The sequence below is a fragment of the Bartonella sp. B1099 genome, assembly GCF_944801835.1.
Classification (GTDB): Bacteria; Pseudomonadota; Alphaproteobacteria; order Rhizobiales; family Rhizobiaceae; genus Bartonella.
In genome coordinates this window covers 355,082-370,313 of record NZ_CALYLN010000002.1, presented here as the reverse complement: position 1 = coordinate 370,313, position 15,232 = coordinate 355,082, and the positions used below count along the sequence as shown (strand labels likewise).

The window sequence follows — 15,232 nt, the reverse complement described above, 5'->3', positions numbered from 1 at the left end:
TGCACTGACGTGCAATCAATGGTTAATTTTGATTTGTTATATTAAAATAATAAATTTTCCCCCTCTCATGCAAGGATACATGAAAAAGTTTACCAATAAAGTGTCTATTGTATGTATTTATAGAACTTTTTCAACGCATTTCTATTGGGGCTTCGACTCCTATGATGCTAAGTCCTGATGATAAAATATTGATAACAGCTTGTATCAAGCCCAATCTTGCAAAGGATAACTCTTTATCATTAGGCTGAATAAAGCGTAAATTGAGACTTTCACTCCCTTTATTCCAATGGGTGTGAAAGCAGGAGGCAAGATCATAAAGATAAAACGCTAATCGATGGGGTTCTTTATGAATGATGGCTTGTTCGATGATACGCGGATATTCAGAAAGTTTGCGTATTAATAATATTTCATTGTCATCTGTTAGTCGATGAAGATGGGAGGTCAATGTGTCCTTTGAAAAGCTTTCAATATGAAGCACTTCTTGTGCTTGACGAAAGACTGAGTGACAACGTGCACTTGCATATTGTACGTAAAAGATGGGATTATCTTTTGATTGTTCCGTTACTTTTGTAAAATCAAAATCAAGAGGTGCTTCGCATTTGCGGTATAGCATCATAAAACGCACTGGATCACGACCAACTTCTTCGACAACATCTCTTAGAGTCACAAATGATCCTGCTCTTTTTGACATGCGTACAGGTTGACCATCGCGAAAGAGTTTGACCAATTGACATAAGAAAACACTTAATTTGGCTTTATCCCCAGAAATTGCTTTTGCCATGGCTTCTAGCCGCTTTACATAGCCAGCATGGTCTGCGCCTAGAATATAAATCATTTCATCAAAATGACGATTAAATTTATCCCGAAAATAAGCAACATCAGCAGCAAAATAAGTGTAAGAACCATCAGATTTGACCAAAACACGATCTTGGTCATCACCAACATTTGTTGAACGAAACAAAGTTTGCTCGCTTGTTTCCCAATCTTCTATATTTTGTCCTTTGGGAGGGGGAAGCTTTCCTTTGTAGATATAACCGTTTAAAGTGAGGTCGTTAATGGTATTACGAATAGCGCGGGCATTATCTGCGTAAAGCATTCGCTCAGAGAAAAAGATATCATGATAAATATTAAGAGCTGCCAAATCTTCGCGAATCATGGACATCATTGCCTGAATCGCCCGTTCTTTCACGATAGATAAGGCTTCATCTTTATCCATGGTGAGGAATTGGTCACCAAACTCTTGAGCCAACGATTGACCCAATGGTATCAAGTACTCTCCAGGATAAAGCCCCTCTGGAATTTCATTAATTTTTTGTCCAAGAGCTTCGCGATAGCGCAACAGTACAGAGTGAGCGAGAACTTCGATTTGTTGACCAGCATCATTGATATAATATTCTTTCGTGATGTTATAGCCCGTAAATTGCAGCAAATTGGAGAGAACATCTCCCACCACAGCTCCGCGACAGTGCCCTACATGCATAGGGCCCGTCGGATTTGCTGAGACATATTCAACATTGACGCGTTTTCCCTGTCCCATCGGCATGCGACCATAAGAAAGCCCTAATTCAAGCATGGACTTTATAGCATCTTGCCAAAATAATTTTGTAAGCTTGATGTTGATAAAGCCAGGACCGGCAACATCAATATTTTCAATAGAGGAATCATTTTTAAGCAGTTCTATGATTTTATCTGCAAGTGTACGGGGCCCCATCCCAATAGATTTTGCAAGAACCATAGCAGCATTGGTTGATAAATGACCATGGGAGGAATCACGTGGGGGATCAACGGTGATTTTTGATAAATCTAGATCTTCTCCATTTTTTCCTTTTATATCAGATAATTCAATGGATCTTTTAATTTTTTTTTCGAAGTTTTTAAAGATATTCATATTAAGCTTCCATGATGATGCTAAAAGCCATTAAACGAAATGATCTGTATGGTCAAATAAACGGTGATATTCACGTAAAGCATAGTGATCAGTCATCCCTGAAAGAAAGTCAGCAATCAGACGTGCTAACTCTTGATTTTTTAAGTGTACTGCTTTTTTGCACCAACTTTCAGGCAGTGTATCTGGATTTTCATAATAACAATTGAATAATTTTTGTACAATGCATTTTGCTGCATTGCGACGACTAAGAACTTGTTCGTGGTAATAAAGATTTTTAAAAAGAAAGTTTTTTAGTTCTTTTTCGTAAACGGTCATTGACGGTGAAAAGGTAACAATAGTTTGTTTTGCTTGGTAAATATCGCTTATACTGGTTGGTTTGATGCGTGCCAAATTTTCATGTGATTGTTTGATAACATCTTCGACCATGGTTGTGATTTGTCTTCGTACAAGTGTGTAACCGCGTCGTGCTTGGTCAAGGCGGGGATGCTCATCGGTTATATCTTTTAAGATGGCTGCTGTTAGTGAAATGTGTTCAAATTGATCGAGGGTTAAAAATTGCGATCGTAAACCATCATCAATATCATGGGCATTGTATGCGATATCATCTGCAATCGCAGCACATTGCGCTTCTAGTCCTGCAAAACAATCGAGTGCAAGATCTTGCTTGGCATTGTATTGTAAAATATCGGGGGGAACTTCTTTATTTTTCGTGTGAGTCCCTAAAAGAGGCCCGTTATGCTTTACAAGACCTTCGAGGGTTTCCCACGTAAGGTTGAGTCCATCAAAATTTGCATAGCGCTGTTCTAGTTTTGTAACAATGCGTAAGGCTTGTGCATTATGATCGAAGCCGCCATAATGAGCCATGGCTTCATTAAGAGCCTCTTCCCCTGCATGGCCAAAGGGCGTGTGCCCAAAGTCATGAGCAAGGGCAATGGCTTCGGCAAGATCTTCATCAAGATACAGGGCACGGGCGAGTGTTCGTGCAATTTGAGAAACCTCTATGGAATGGGTAAGGCGGGTACGATAATGATCGCTTTCATCAGCAATAAACACTTGCGTTTTATGTTTAAGACGTCGAAATGCATTAGAATGGATAATACGATCTCTATCTCGCTGAAAGGGTGAGCGTGTAGAGCTCATCGTTTCATGGAATAATCGTCCACGGCTTGTTTGTGGATGAGCACTGTAGACGGCTCGAGATTGGTAATTGAAGTTGATTGTGCCTATATCCATTGCAAGCTGTCCATTATCATCTTAAAATTGAGAGTGGTTTATGATGAATAAATTCCTCTTTATAGTGTGGGATACTCTTTCTTGATGGTTTAATGCAAGGATATATAAAATGAATGTGAAAATTTCAGAGGCTGCTGCTCAGCAAATTGTACAGATACTTTTGCGTGAACCTGATAAAATAGCCTTACGTATTTCTGTTGAAGGTGGTGGATGTTCTGGTTTTTCTTATAAATATGACTTGGTTTCTGAAATGTGTAAAGATGATCTCGTTCTCAAAAAAGATGGGGCAATTGTGCTTATTGATTCACTATCGCTTCCTTTCATGGAAGGAGCTGAGATTGATTTTGTTGATGATCTTATGGGGCAGTCTTTTCAAATTCATAATCCCAATGCTGTTTCATCGTGTGGTTGTGGTGTAAGTTTTTCAATTTGAGAGTGGGGGCTTTGTGATATTGTTTCTTGAAAAAAATATCATGTTGGTCAACAATGTAAAAATGGCTAGTCTTATAAAAATAGTGCACCGATGTGTGCGGTTATGCGTGGTGCTTACTTTGTTGATCTGGAGCCCCTGTGCTTTTTGTGAAGAAGGAGTAGATCAGCAGCAGGAACCATCACGGAGTTTTATTCTAAAGTCCCAAGAGCAGGAAAAAGAGAACTTAGCATCTCAAGCACAACTCATTTTGAATGCTCGATTAACAAATAGCCGTCAAGATATTGAGAAAGGGCTTGTCTGGCGGGTTTATGCTCCTATTCTAGGGATTGATAATAAATTACCATTAGTGGCAACCCATAAGGGGGGAAGTGCGCGTTTTGATTTAGAGCCAGGAAGTTATCTTGTTCATGTCTCATTTGGTCATATGAGTGCTATGCGCCATATTCGTCTAGAAAATGGGCAGAGTCTTGTGAAAAACTTTCATCTTGAGGCAGGTGGTCTTATTTTAAATGCGACACTGCTCAATGGTGAAATCAATGAAAAGGAATTACGTTTTACGATCTATGAGGATGAAAAAGAAAATGATGATACGGGGATCATTTTATCAAATGTTAAACCTCAATCTGTTGTGCGTTTAAAAGCTGGTCGCTACCATGTTGCTTCCCATTATGGTTCCATTAATGCGACGGCTCGTTCGGATATTCAAGTAGAGGCTGGTAAAATAACGGAAGTTACTCTTGAACATCAGGCAGCTCAAATTGTGTTAAAGCTGGTACGACAAGAAGGAGGAGAAGCGCTTGCAGATACAAGTTGGTCTCTTGCCAATGATTCTGGTGATATTGTTTATGAAACAGTTGGGGCTTATGTTTCACTTGTGTTAGCGGAGGGAGAGTATATTGCCATTGCTAAAAATAAAGATAAAATTTATCAAAAGGTTTTTTCTGTCGTTTCTGGTCATGATGAAGATATAAGCGTGGTGGCGAATGAACAAAATATGCAACGAATTGATGAGGATATGGATTGATTGTTGTTCATAGAACTAAACCGTGATGAAAGATGGGGTGTGCGTTTTGATTGAAATTTCAACAGTTGGTGTGTTTTTTGCAGGGGCTCTCTCTTTTTTGTCGCCATGTGTTTTGCCGTTAGTTCCTCCTTATTTATGCTATATGGCAGGGATTGGTATTGATGACTTTCGGTCAGAAAAGCGTGATGAGAAAGTCTTTATACGGTGGGCTTTATTGTCTTCTGTTATCGCTTTTGTTTTTGGATTTACCACTGTTTTTGTTGCTTTAGGCGCTAGTGCAAGTACAATTGGTAAATTCATCGGGTATTATCGTGATTGGTTTGCTCTTGCTGCTGGAATGATCATTATTATTTTTGGTTTAAATTTTTTAGGACTTTTCAAGATCTCGTTTTTATTTCGTGAAGCTCGTTTTCAGACTCATAAAACACCTGCTGGTCCTTTAGGAGCTTATGTTATTGGTTTAGCTTTTGCTTTTGGTTGGACACCGTGTATTGGTCCCATTTTAGGACCTATTATAACGCTTGCTGGCACAAAAGAAACTGTGGGTGAGGGTGCTATTCTATTAGCAGTTTATGCATTAGGTCTTGCTGTTCCTTTTGTATTGGCGGCTTTATTTTCCAGTCGTTTTATGCGGTTTTTAGCAGCTTTTCGTATTCATTTAGGAAAAGTTGAAAAAATTATTGGTGTTTTTCTTATTCTTACGGGGATTTTGTTTTTAACAGGCTCTATGCAGGATCTTTCATTTTGGCTTTTAGAGCATTATCCTTCATTGAGTTATGTTGAAGATATTCGTTGGCACGATATTATGAACTTTTTTGGATTTTCTCGTTAGTCTGATGTGTTTTTATGGTTAGAAGTTGTCTTTCTATTGTTCTTGCTGCAGGTGAGGGGACGCGTATGAAGTCGTCTCTGCCTAAGGTGCTTCATAAAATTGCTGGACTGCCTCTTATATGCCATGTTCTAAAACAAATAGAATTGGCAGGATCTTCACAATTGGCTGTTGTTGTGGGATTTGGTGCTCAAGAGGTTGCACATGTTGTTCAGTCATGTGTAAAAGATGTGATGATTTTTGAACAAAAAGAGCGTTTAGGAACGGCGCATGCTGTTTTATCGGCTCGTTTAGCTTTGCAAAGGCGAGTGGATGATGTTCTCATTGTTTTTGGGGATACGCCTCTCATTCAGAAAGATTCTTTGCACCAAATACGTGCACAGCTTGCTGATGGAGCAGATGTTGTTTTTGCAGGCTTTCATACCCAAGATCCAACAGGTTATGGACGTCTTCTCGAGAAAAATGGTCAATTGATTGCAATTGTGGAAGAAAAAGACGCAAGCGATGAAGAAAAAAAGATTTCTTTTTGTAATGGGGGAATACTCGCTATGCGTGGAAAACATGCCCTTTCTCTTTTAGAGAAGGTTGATAATAACAATATGAAAAAGGAATATTACTTAACCGATATTGCTTCTCTTGCTTCGCGCGAAGGATTGGATGTACGTGTTGTTGAAGTCCCTTTTGAAAATATTGTAGGAATTAACAACGGTCTTGAGCTTTCTGAGGCTGATTCTTTGTGGCAAAAACGTAAAGCGCGCGATTTAATGTTATCGGGTGTTACACTCTTAAAACCAGAAACAGTCTATTTTTCTCATGATACAGAAATTGAACCAGGTGTGGTGATAGAACCAAATGTTTATTTTGGATTAGGCGTGAAAGTACACTCTGGTGCTGTTATTCATGCATTTAGTTATCTCGAAGGTGCTGTGGTGGGTCAAGATGCGCAGATTGGTCCCTATGCACGTTTGCGTCCTGGAACAGAGTTGGCAAAATTCGTAAAGGTTGGAAATTTTTGTGAAGTCAAACAAGCTAAGGTAGGAGAATCTTCTAAAATTAATCATTTAAGTTATATTGGTGATGCCGAAATTGGTGCACATACTAATATTGGAGCCGGTACGATTACATGCAATTATGATGGGTTTAACAAATATAAAACCACGATTGGTGATCATGCTTTTGTTGGGTCTAATACGGCGCTTGTTTCCCCATTGGTGATAGGGGATGGCTCTTATGTCGCTTCAGGAAGTGTTATTACTGAAAATATTCCTGTGAACAGTATGGCTTTTGGGCGTGCACGACAGGTTATAAAAGAAGGCTATGCAACAAAATTTCGGGCGCGCTTGTTAGAGAATAACTTGTCAAAAAACAAACAGAAAAAATGATTATTTTTAGTCTATTCCTTTGTTTTGTACTGATCTAACGATGGAGAGGAGGTTTATTCTTAAAGATTGCCGTACTCCATGTTTGAATTATTTTATTATTTATCGTTTAAAATAAAAACTGTTAGATTGTTTTATGAGATTTAAATCTTAAGATATGTGGGTTGGAGCTTTTTAATGTGTGGAATTATTGGAATTCTTGGAAAGAGGTGTGTTACATCTTCTTTGGTTGAGGGATTAAAACGTCTTGAATATAGGGGGTATGATTCATCTGGGGTGGCAACAGTTTATAATGGGCATCTTTATCGTGTACGTGCTGAGGGGAAGCTTGTTCATTTAGAAGAAAAATTAAAAAAAACTCCTCTGGAAGGAAATTTAGGGATTGGACATACCCGCTGGGCGACACATGGCGTTGCTGTTGAGCGCAATGCGCATCCCCATGTAACTGAAAAGCTTGCGGTTGTGCATAATGGTATTATTGAAAATTTTGTAGAATTGCAAAAAGAACTCATCGAAGATGGTTATATCTTTGAAACAGAGACGGATACTGAAGTTATTGCACATTTAATAACGCGTGCATTAAAAAGTGGTCTTTCTCCGCAAGAAGCCATGCGTAATAGTTGGAAAAGGCTGCAGGGGGCTTTTGCACTTGCTCTTATTTTCGAAGGTGAAGATAACCTTATGATTGCGGCTCGCTCTGGCCCACCGTTGGCAATTGGTTATGGAAAAGATGAATTTTTTGTGGGATCAGATGCTATTGCTTTGGCACCATTCGTTGATCATATTAGTTATTTGGAAGATGGGGATTGGGCTGTCCTCACACGGGAAGGCGTCACAATTTACGATAGAGACAATCAGCTGGTAAAACGTTCTGTAACAACCTTACTTGAACAAGCATTATTGATTTCTAAGGGAAATCATCGTCATTTTATGCACAAGGAAATGTTTGAACAACCTGAAGTGATTTCTCATAATTTGGCGCATTATCTTGATCTTGGAAATTATACCGTTCGATCTTTCGAGAATTTGATTGATTGGAAAAATATTCATCGTCTCCTTTTTGCGAGTTGTGGAACGGCTTATTATTCAACCTTAGTTGCCCGCTATTGGTTTGAGAAATATGCCGCTTTGAGTGTTGATAATGATGTTGCTTCGGAGTTTCGTTATCGTGAACCCCCTATAACCTCTGATGTATTATCCCTGTTTGTTTCTCAATCTGGTGAAACAGCTGATACATTGGCTTCTTTGCGTTATTGTCGTGAGCGGGGTGTAAAAACAGCTACAATTGTGAATGTTGAGCAATCAACAATGGCAAGAGAGGCTGATTTTATTTTCCCAACACTTGCCGGACCGGAAATTGGTGTTGCTTCAACAAAAGCTTTTACCTGCCAATTGGCAACGCTTGCTTCACTCGCACTTAGCGCGGCTAAACAACGTGGTTATCTCACGGTTCAAATGGCAAAGCAATTGGTTCAACAGTTGGCAGAAGTTCCCCGTATTTTAAATGAGGTCTTAAAATTAGAAAGCAAAATTGAATCTCTTTGTCGTGATTTGGTGAATGCAAAAAGTGTTCTTTATCTGGGACGTGGAACTTCTTATCCGATTGCTTTGGAGGGAGCTCTAAAACTGAAAGAGCTTTCTTATATTCATGCTGAAGGTTATGCAGCGGGGGAGTTGAAGCATGGACCAATTGCACTGGTGGATGAGACAATCCCCGTTATTGTTGTGGCTCCTTATGATCGGTGGTTTGAAAAAACTTTGTCTAATATGCAAGAAGTAGGAGCGCGCAATGGTCGTATTATTTTGATAACCGATAAAAAAGGAGCAGAAGCAGCTTGTCTTAAGACTTTATCAACGATTACTTTGCCCGTTGTTCCAGAATTTATTGCTCCTATTATTTATGCGCTCCCTATTCAGTTAATCGCTTATCATACGGCTGTTTTATTAGGAACAGATGTTGATCAACCGCGTAATTTAGCAAAATCAGTCACCGTTGAATAAAAATAGATTGTATATTTCTGAATTTTAGGAGAATAATCAAAATATAACAAATTGATTTATAATGATAGTTTGTTTTCTCATTTTTTCTGTTGAATGAGAATATCAAAGATAGAATTTTTCATTCCAAATCCTTAATGACAGAATAAAAAATATTCTCTTAAGCGATCAAAAAATGGATCAGATCTATGAAGATAAGGGGCAAAAGAACGCATTATGCTTCTCCTCCTTTAATGCAAGAGTAATCCAGATCGAGAGAAAAGATGCTGCTATTGGTTTGTTATACTTTCATGAAGCATAAATGGCGTAGGGAGGTGTTAAATCATTTATGAGTGATTCCAAGAAAGAAAAGTATATTTGCATGGGAAGTATTTTTATTTTTTATCAAAGTTTTTTTTCTATCATTATCCTGCTCGTAAGAGACGTGTAGCATTGTCGTGTCCGAAAAGATAAAGGAGCAGCCGTAAAGCTTGTCCTTGTTCAGAAGAAAGGTGAGGATCGCGTTGTAAAAATAAGCGTGCATCCTTTCTTGCTATTGACAAAAGATCACTGTGAACAGCAAGATTTGCTATATGAAATTCAGGGACGCCGGACTGTTTTGTTCCCAAAAGTTCTCCTTCGCCTCGCAAGCGCCAATCTTCTTCGGCAATTTCAAAACCGTCTTCTGTATTACGGATAATATTTAGGCGTTTTGCTGCTGTTTTGGTGAGTGGATCTTTATAGAGCAAAATACAGGAAGATTTTTTATCACCTCGTCCTACACGTCCACGCAATTGGTGCAATTGTGAAAGACCAAAATGTTCTGCATGTTCGATGATAATAATTGAAGCATCTGGGATATCCACGCCGACTTCAATGACGGTCGTTGCAACTAAAATACGTGTATTTCCGCATTTAAAAGATGCCATAGCAGCTTCTTTTTCTGCTGTAGACATTTTGCCATGGATCATCCCAACGCGAGTTCCAAAGCGTTCATGGAGAAACGCAAAACGATTTTCAATTGAAGTAAGATCAAGAGCTGTCGATTCCTCCACTAAAGGACAAATCCAATAGAGTTTTTCTCCTTTTTCGAGTGCAATTGCGATTCGTTCTATAAGTTCATGCATACGTTTCAAAGAAAGTATTGCTGTTGTAATGGGTTGTCGTCCCATTGGTTTTTCTGTAATTTTGGATACATCCATGTCACCAAAAGCTGTTAAAACAAGTGTGCGGGGAATGGGTGTGGCGGTCATGACCAGCATATCCGGTTTATTGCCTTTTTCTGTAAGGGCAATACGTTGATGCACACCAAAACGGTGTTGTTCATCGATAATGGTTAAAGCGAGATTGTTATAAGTAACGCTGTCTTGTATAAGAGCATGGGTTCCAATGACGATAGAAACTTGGCCTGATAAAATATCATTCAAAATATTTGTCCGCAACTTTCCTTTTTCTCGTCCTGTTAAAAGCGTTGTTTGTAAGCCTATCTTTTCGGCAAGAGGGGCAATGGTGGCAAAATGTTGCCGAGCAAGCACTTCTGTGGGAGCCATTAAAGCTGATTGTCCTGAATTTTCAGCAATTTGTGCCATTGCCATGAGTGCTACGACTGTTTTTCCTGCACCTACATCACCTTGGAGCAGTCTTAGCATCGGTTCTGGTGAAGCAAGATCATTGGCTATATCCTCTAGCGCTTTTATCTGTCCCTTTGTGAGCTGAAAGGGGAGAATATTAAGCAATTTTTTCGTATAAATTCCCGTTGATGGTCGAGAAGTCCCAACAAGAGATTTGGTTTTCAAACGCACAAGACCTAGCGCCAATTGACAAGCGAGCAGTTCATCGTAGGCAAGACGTTTACGTGCTGTACTTTCTAAGGATAGATCTTCGGGATTAATAGGGGCATGGATACGGCGTAAAGCAACAGAAAAGGAAGAAAAGTTTTGTTGCTTTTTAACATTTTCATCTATCCATTCTGGGAGGAGAGGAATAAAATCGAGAGCGTTTTGTATAGCACGTCTTAACGTCTTTGAAGTGAGTCCGGCGGTAGAGGGATAAACAGGTTCGATGAGAGGAATCTGATTTGATTGTTCACTCGGGATAATATGGTCGGGATGCGCCATTGAAAGTTGCCCATTAAACCATTCAACTTTCCCTGATACAATGACTTTTTTTCCCTCAGAGAGCTGTTTTTTGAGCCAAAGAGGTTGAGCGTGAAAAAAGACTAAATTTATTTTTCCTGTTTGATCATGGGCGATAACACGATAGGGGATCTTGTTATGACCACGAGGGGGTGGTTGATGTTGATCGATGACAATTTCTAACGTAACAGTCTCTCCTTCTTTTGCATAGGCAATGCTGGGACGCATTCTGCGGTCTATAACAGAATGAGGCATTAATTGAAGAAGATCAATAAGGGTTGCTTCACGTTGTGTAGGATTAACATTTAAAAGTTTTGTCAGTAAGCCATAGATTTTAGGTGTAATACCAGAAAGGGTTCGAATAGAATTAAAAAGAGGGGTAAGAAGACTTGGAAGCATGAGGAAATTTAACCTGCTCTTTTTGTTTTTTCTAGACCTTTAGAAGAGCTTTTTGGGGATAAATTCATAAAGAAGAAATTGTTTTATTAACTTATTGAGTGTTAGGAAGAAAAATGAATATTTAAAGAGAAATACAATAAAAGAATACTAAAATTAAAGGGCTTATATGAGCTATATTTGGTTTCTTTTTATTTTAGGCGTTTATTTGCTGTGAATAGAAGCATTTTCTTGATGGAACTCTCTTATAAATATCAATAAAATTGGAATATTTTCCTATGTAGGATGATAAATTTATAGCTTTAAAGTTATGTTAGCGTGGAATTTTTTCTTTAAAGGGTGCTGTTTAGCATTTAGTTTTTAGTGGGAAATTGTGAGAGTGATCAAAGATAAAAATAAACTACAAGAGGACAAAAATTCTCTTCCTCGCTTTATTCATTTGAGAGTGCATTCTGCTTATTCCTTGCTTGAAGGGGCTTTAAAAATCCCACAAATTATTCAACAGGCGATTTCAGATCATGCACCAGCGGTTGCTATTACCGATACCAATAATTTATTTGGGGCTTTGGAATTTTCGCAGTATTGTCTTTCTCATGGAGTTCAACCTATTATTGGCTGTCAGCTTACCGTTGATTTTTGTGATGAAAATGATCATTCACGTTTGGTTAAAGGACGTCATGCTTCTGATTTCTGCTCTGTCATTCTGTTAGCTGCGAGTGAAACTGGTTATGCTCATTTGGTTCGTCTTGTAAGCTGTGCTTATCTTGATAAATGTGATACTGATCCTCCTCATATTAAAGCTGATTGGTTGTCGGCACACAGTGAAGGCATAATTGCTTTAACGGGGGGCAAGGGAGGACCTATTAATCTTTCCTGGGCAGAAGAAAAAAAAGAACGCGCTGTTGAGCGCTTAATTTATTTAAAAAAAATTTTTGCTGATCGTCTTTATATGGAATTACAACGGCATGGCTCTTATGACCGAGGAGTAGAAGCAGATCTTATTGAATTGGCTTATGCGCATGAAGTTCCTCTTGTTGCAACGAATGAAGCTTTTTTTCTGAAGAGAGAAGGGTATGAAGCGCATGATGCATTAATGGCTGTTTCAGAAGGGCAGATCGTCTCTAACCCTGATCGCAAAAGGGTGACGCCAGATCATTATTTGAAGTCACAAGATGAAATGGTTGCACTGTTTTCTGATCTTCCAGAAGCTTTAGAAAATAGTGTTGAAATTGCATTACGTTGTCATATTGCCACGCCTCTTCGAAAACCGATATTACCTCGTTTTATAGAACAATCTGTTAGTTCAGAAACTACTTTAGAAGCAGAAGATAGTGAATTGTTAAATCAAGCTAAAGCTGGTTTAGAGATGCGACTTAAAACGATTGGATTGGCTGAAGGCTATACGATCGCAGATTATGAACAGCGGCTTGATTATGAGGTCTCGGTTATTACGCGTATGCAATTTTCTGGATATTTTCTTATCGTTTCAGATTTCATAAAATGGGCGAAAATTCATGATATTCCTGTTGGTCCAGGGCGGGGTTCTGGTGCTGGTTCACTTGTTGCTTATGCATTGACGATTACCGATGTTGATCCATTGCGTTTTTCTCTTCTCTTTGAACGTTTTCTCAATCCAGACCGTGTTTCGATGCCAGATTTTGATATCGACTTTTGTCAAGAGCGGCGTGAAGAAGTTATTCAATATGTTCAAAAAAAATATGGACGTGATCAAGTTGCTCAAATTATTACCTTTGGTAAGTTACAAGCTCGTGCGGTTTTGCGTGATGTAGGGCGTGTTTTAGAAGTTCCTTATCGTCAGGTGGATTATCTTACAAAATTAATTCCTGCCACACCAGGAAGTCAGGTAGAATTAGCGGATGCGATTAAGGATGAACCTAAATTTGAAGAAGAAAAGAAAAAAGATCCCGTTGTTGGACGCACATTAGATATAGCACTTCAGTTGGAGGGACTTTATCGTCACGCTTCCACTCATGCTGCTGGGATTGTTATCGGAGATCGTCCACTTTGGGAGCTTGTCCCGATGTATCGTGATCCTCGTTCTGATATGCCTGTTACGCAATTTAATATGAAATATGTTGAACAGGCCGGGCTGGTAAAGTTTGATTTTCTTGGATTAAAAACGCTTACTGTTTTGAAAATGGCTGTTGATTTTGTTGCTAGACAAGGGATCAAAATAGATTTGTCAAATATTCCTCTGAATGATGAAGCAACCTACGCTATGATGGCACGTGGTGAAACGGTTGGCGTATTTCAGGTGGAAAGTTCTGGTATGCGCAAGGCGCTGATTGGAATGAAGCCAGACCGTATTGAAGATATTATTGCGCTGGTTGCGCTTTATCGTCCTGGTCCAATGGAGAATATTCCAACCTATAATGCACGCAAACACGGGGAAGAGGAAATAGCTTCTATTCATCCTAAAATAGATCATCTGATTAAAGAAACACAAGGTGTTATAGTCTATCAAGAACAGGTGATGCAGATTGCTCAGGTGCTGGCTGGTTATTCACTTGGAGAAGCTGATTTATTACGTCGTGCTATGGGGAAAAAAATTCATGCAGAAATGCAAAAACAGCGTACACGTTTTGTCAATGGAGCCGTTGCTGGTGGTGTTGATAAAGAGCAGGCTGATATTATCTTTGATCTTTTAGCAAAATTTGCCGATTATGGATTTAATAAATCTCATGCTGCTGCTTATGCAATTGTTTCTTATCAAACAGCTTATATGAAAGCCAATTATCCCGTTGAGTTTTTAGCTGCTTCAATGACGCATGATATGACGAATACCGATAAGCTCAATGATTTTCGGCGTGAGGCATTAAGGCTGGGTATTGAAGTTATTGCACCTTCTATACAAACATCTCATCGTGTTTTTGAAGTTGGTGATAACTGTATTTATTATTCTCTTGCTGCCATTAAGGGGGTAGGAGAAACAGTTGTCGATCATATCGTCGCTTGTCGTGGAAATAAGATTTTTAAGGATCTGGAAGATTTTTGTGCACGCGTTGATCTTCGTATTGTTAATAAGCGTGCAATGGAAAGTTTAGTTTGTGCTGGCGCTTTTGATTGTTTTAATATTGCGCGTGAGGTTTTATTAGCCAATCTTGGAACACTTCATGCGCGGGCACTTCGTATTCTCGATGACAACTCTAGCGGGCAGGTTGATATATTTGGAATGGAAGGTGGATTAAAAGAACCATTGATTTTATCCCAAACGACTCCTTGGTTGCCAGCTGAGAAACTTTATCGAGAATTTCAAGCAATAGGCTTTTACTTTTCGGCTCATCCATTGGATGAGTATCAGGTTATTCTTGCCAAAAAACGCGTTCAGACTTGGAGTCATTTTGCCAATGCCGTTAAAGGGGGAGCAACAGCTGCGCGTCTTGCTGGAACCGTTGTCGCAAAAAATGTGCGCAAAACAAAGTCCGGTAAAAAAATGGGAATTATTCATTTTTCTGATACAAGCGGACAATATGAGGCCGTTCTTTTTTCTGAAGCACTTTCGGATTATGAGGAGATGCTAGAACCTGGAAAATCTTTTATTATTACAGTGAGCGCAGAAAATCGCTCTGAAGGGGTTAATTTGCGAATTGAGACAATTCAGTCTTTGGAAAAGGAAGCATTACAGCAGCATAAAATGATGCGTCTTTTTATAAAAACAGTTGATATGCTTCCACAAATTGAACAAAATTTAAAGCTTGGGGGAAATGGAGAGGTTGGGCTTATTTTAATTCAAGAAGAGGGATTGCGAGAAGTCGAAATTGCACTTCCAAAGCGATATAAGGTCAATTCACATGTTGCAAATGCTATGAAATTAATTCAGGGTATTGTCGAAGTGGAATTGAGTTAAAACGAGATTAAAGATAGAGGCTATTTGGGGGGATTTTTGCTTTTGGAAAAGTTAAAAGTTGAGCTTTAAA

Annotated in this window: 9 protein-coding genes; 6 read left to right on the top strand and 3 right to left on the bottom strand. The window is 39.0% G+C overall.

The features are described from left to right. Window positions 1-130 precede the first annotated feature (130 nt). Together argS and NNJ73_RS08035 are read right to left on the bottom strand one after the other, a co-directional pair. Window positions 131-1,888, bottom strand: coding sequence for an arginine--tRNA ligase (gene argS / locus NNJ73_RS08040; RefSeq protein WP_254493599.1), 1,758 nt, complete (start codon window positions 1,886-1,888; stop codon window positions 131-133). A 30-nt stretch (window positions 1,889-1,918) separates the two neighbouring features. Continuing rightward, window positions 1,919-3,121 carry a deoxyguanosinetriphosphate triphosphohydrolase gene (locus NNJ73_RS08035; protein WP_254493598.1) on the bottom strand — a complete coding sequence of 401 codons (1,203 nt, stop codon included), beginning with the start codon at window positions 3,119-3,121 and terminating at the stop codon, window positions 1,919-1,921. A gap of 109 nt (window positions 3,122-3,230) precedes the next feature. Here NNJ73_RS08035 and NNJ73_RS08030 point away from each other — a divergent pair, with 109 nt between their 5' ends. From NNJ73_RS08030 to glmS, 5 genes are all read left to right on the top strand, one after another. Continuing rightward, a complete protein-coding gene (locus NNJ73_RS08030) occupies window positions 3,231-3,554 on the top strand; it encodes an iron-sulfur cluster assembly accessory protein (RefSeq protein ID WP_254493597.1) in 324 nt (107 codons plus the stop codon). A 40-nt stretch (window positions 3,555-3,594) separates the two neighbouring features. Beyond that, the gene (locus NNJ73_RS08025; protein ID WP_254493698.1) at window positions 3,595-4,578 is read left to right on the top strand and encodes a carboxypeptidase regulatory-like domain-containing protein; all 984 of its coding nucleotides are present in this window, start codon (window positions 3,595-3,597) and stop codon (window positions 4,576-4,578) included. A 25-nt stretch (window positions 4,579-4,603) separates the two neighbouring features. Further along, window positions 4,604-5,410: a cytochrome c biogenesis CcdA family protein gene (locus tag NNJ73_RS08020; protein ID WP_254493697.1), complete on the top strand. Its 807-nt coding sequence runs from the start codon at window positions 4,604-4,606 to the stop codon at window positions 5,408-5,410. 14 nt (window positions 5,411-5,424) lie between these two features. Next, entirely contained in the window at window positions 5,425-6,789 is a 1,365-nt protein-coding gene (gene glmU, locus NNJ73_RS08015; RefSeq protein ID WP_254493596.1) for a bifunctional UDP-N-acetylglucosamine diphosphorylase/glucosamine-1-phosphate N-acetyltransferase GlmU, read from the top strand. Window positions 6,790-6,963: 174 nt separating this feature from the next. Continuing rightward, window positions 6,964-8,787 carry a glutamine--fructose-6-phosphate transaminase (isomerizing) gene (gene glmS / locus NNJ73_RS08010; RefSeq protein ID WP_254493595.1) on the top strand — a complete coding sequence of 608 codons (1,824 nt, stop codon included), beginning with the start codon at window positions 6,964-6,966 and terminating at the stop codon, window positions 8,785-8,787. Between the two features lie 401 nt (window positions 8,788-9,188). Here the strand turns inward: glmS and recG are convergent, their stop codons facing one another. Continuing rightward, complete coding sequence (gene recG / locus NNJ73_RS08005; RefSeq protein ID WP_254493594.1) at window positions 9,189-11,297, bottom strand: ATP-dependent DNA helicase RecG; 2,109 nt, start codon at window positions 11,295-11,297, stop codon at window positions 9,189-9,191. Window positions 11,298-11,673: 376 nt separating this feature from the next. On the opposite strand from recG, the gene dnaE reads away from it, so the two are divergent. Further along, entirely contained in the window at window positions 11,674-15,162 is a 3,489-nt protein-coding gene (gene dnaE / locus NNJ73_RS08000) for a DNA polymerase III subunit alpha (protein ID WP_254493593.1), read from the top strand. The last annotated feature ends 70 nt before the right edge of the window (window positions 15,163-15,232 follow it).

Coding starts and splice junctions, on each gene's coding strand:
- argS (WP_254493599.1), bottom strand. CDS start 1,888: ATGAATATCTTTAAAAACTTCGAAAAAAAAATTAAAAGATCCATTGAA.
- NNJ73_RS08035 (WP_254493598.1), bottom strand. CDS start 3,121: ATGGATATAGGCACAATCAACTTCAATTACCAATCTCGAGCCGTCTAC.
- NNJ73_RS08030 (WP_254493597.1), top strand. CDS start 3,231: ATGAATGTGAAAATTTCAGAGGCTGCTGCTCAGCAAATTGTACAGATA.
- NNJ73_RS08025 (WP_254493698.1), top strand. CDS start 3,595: ATGTTGGTCAACAATGTAAAAATGGCTAGTCTTATAAAAATAGTGCAC.
- NNJ73_RS08020 (WP_254493697.1), top strand. CDS start 4,604: ATGAAAGATGGGGTGTGCGTTTTGATTGAAATTTCAACAGTTGGTGTG.
- glmU (WP_254493596.1), top strand. CDS start 5,425: ATGGTTAGAAGTTGTCTTTCTATTGTTCTTGCTGCAGGTGAGGGGACG.
- glmS (WP_254493595.1), top strand. CDS start 6,964: ATGTGTGGAATTATTGGAATTCTTGGAAAGAGGTGTGTTACATCTTCT.
- recG (WP_254493594.1), bottom strand. CDS start 11,297: ATGCTTCCAAGTCTTCTTACCCCTCTTTTTAATTCTATTCGAACCCTT.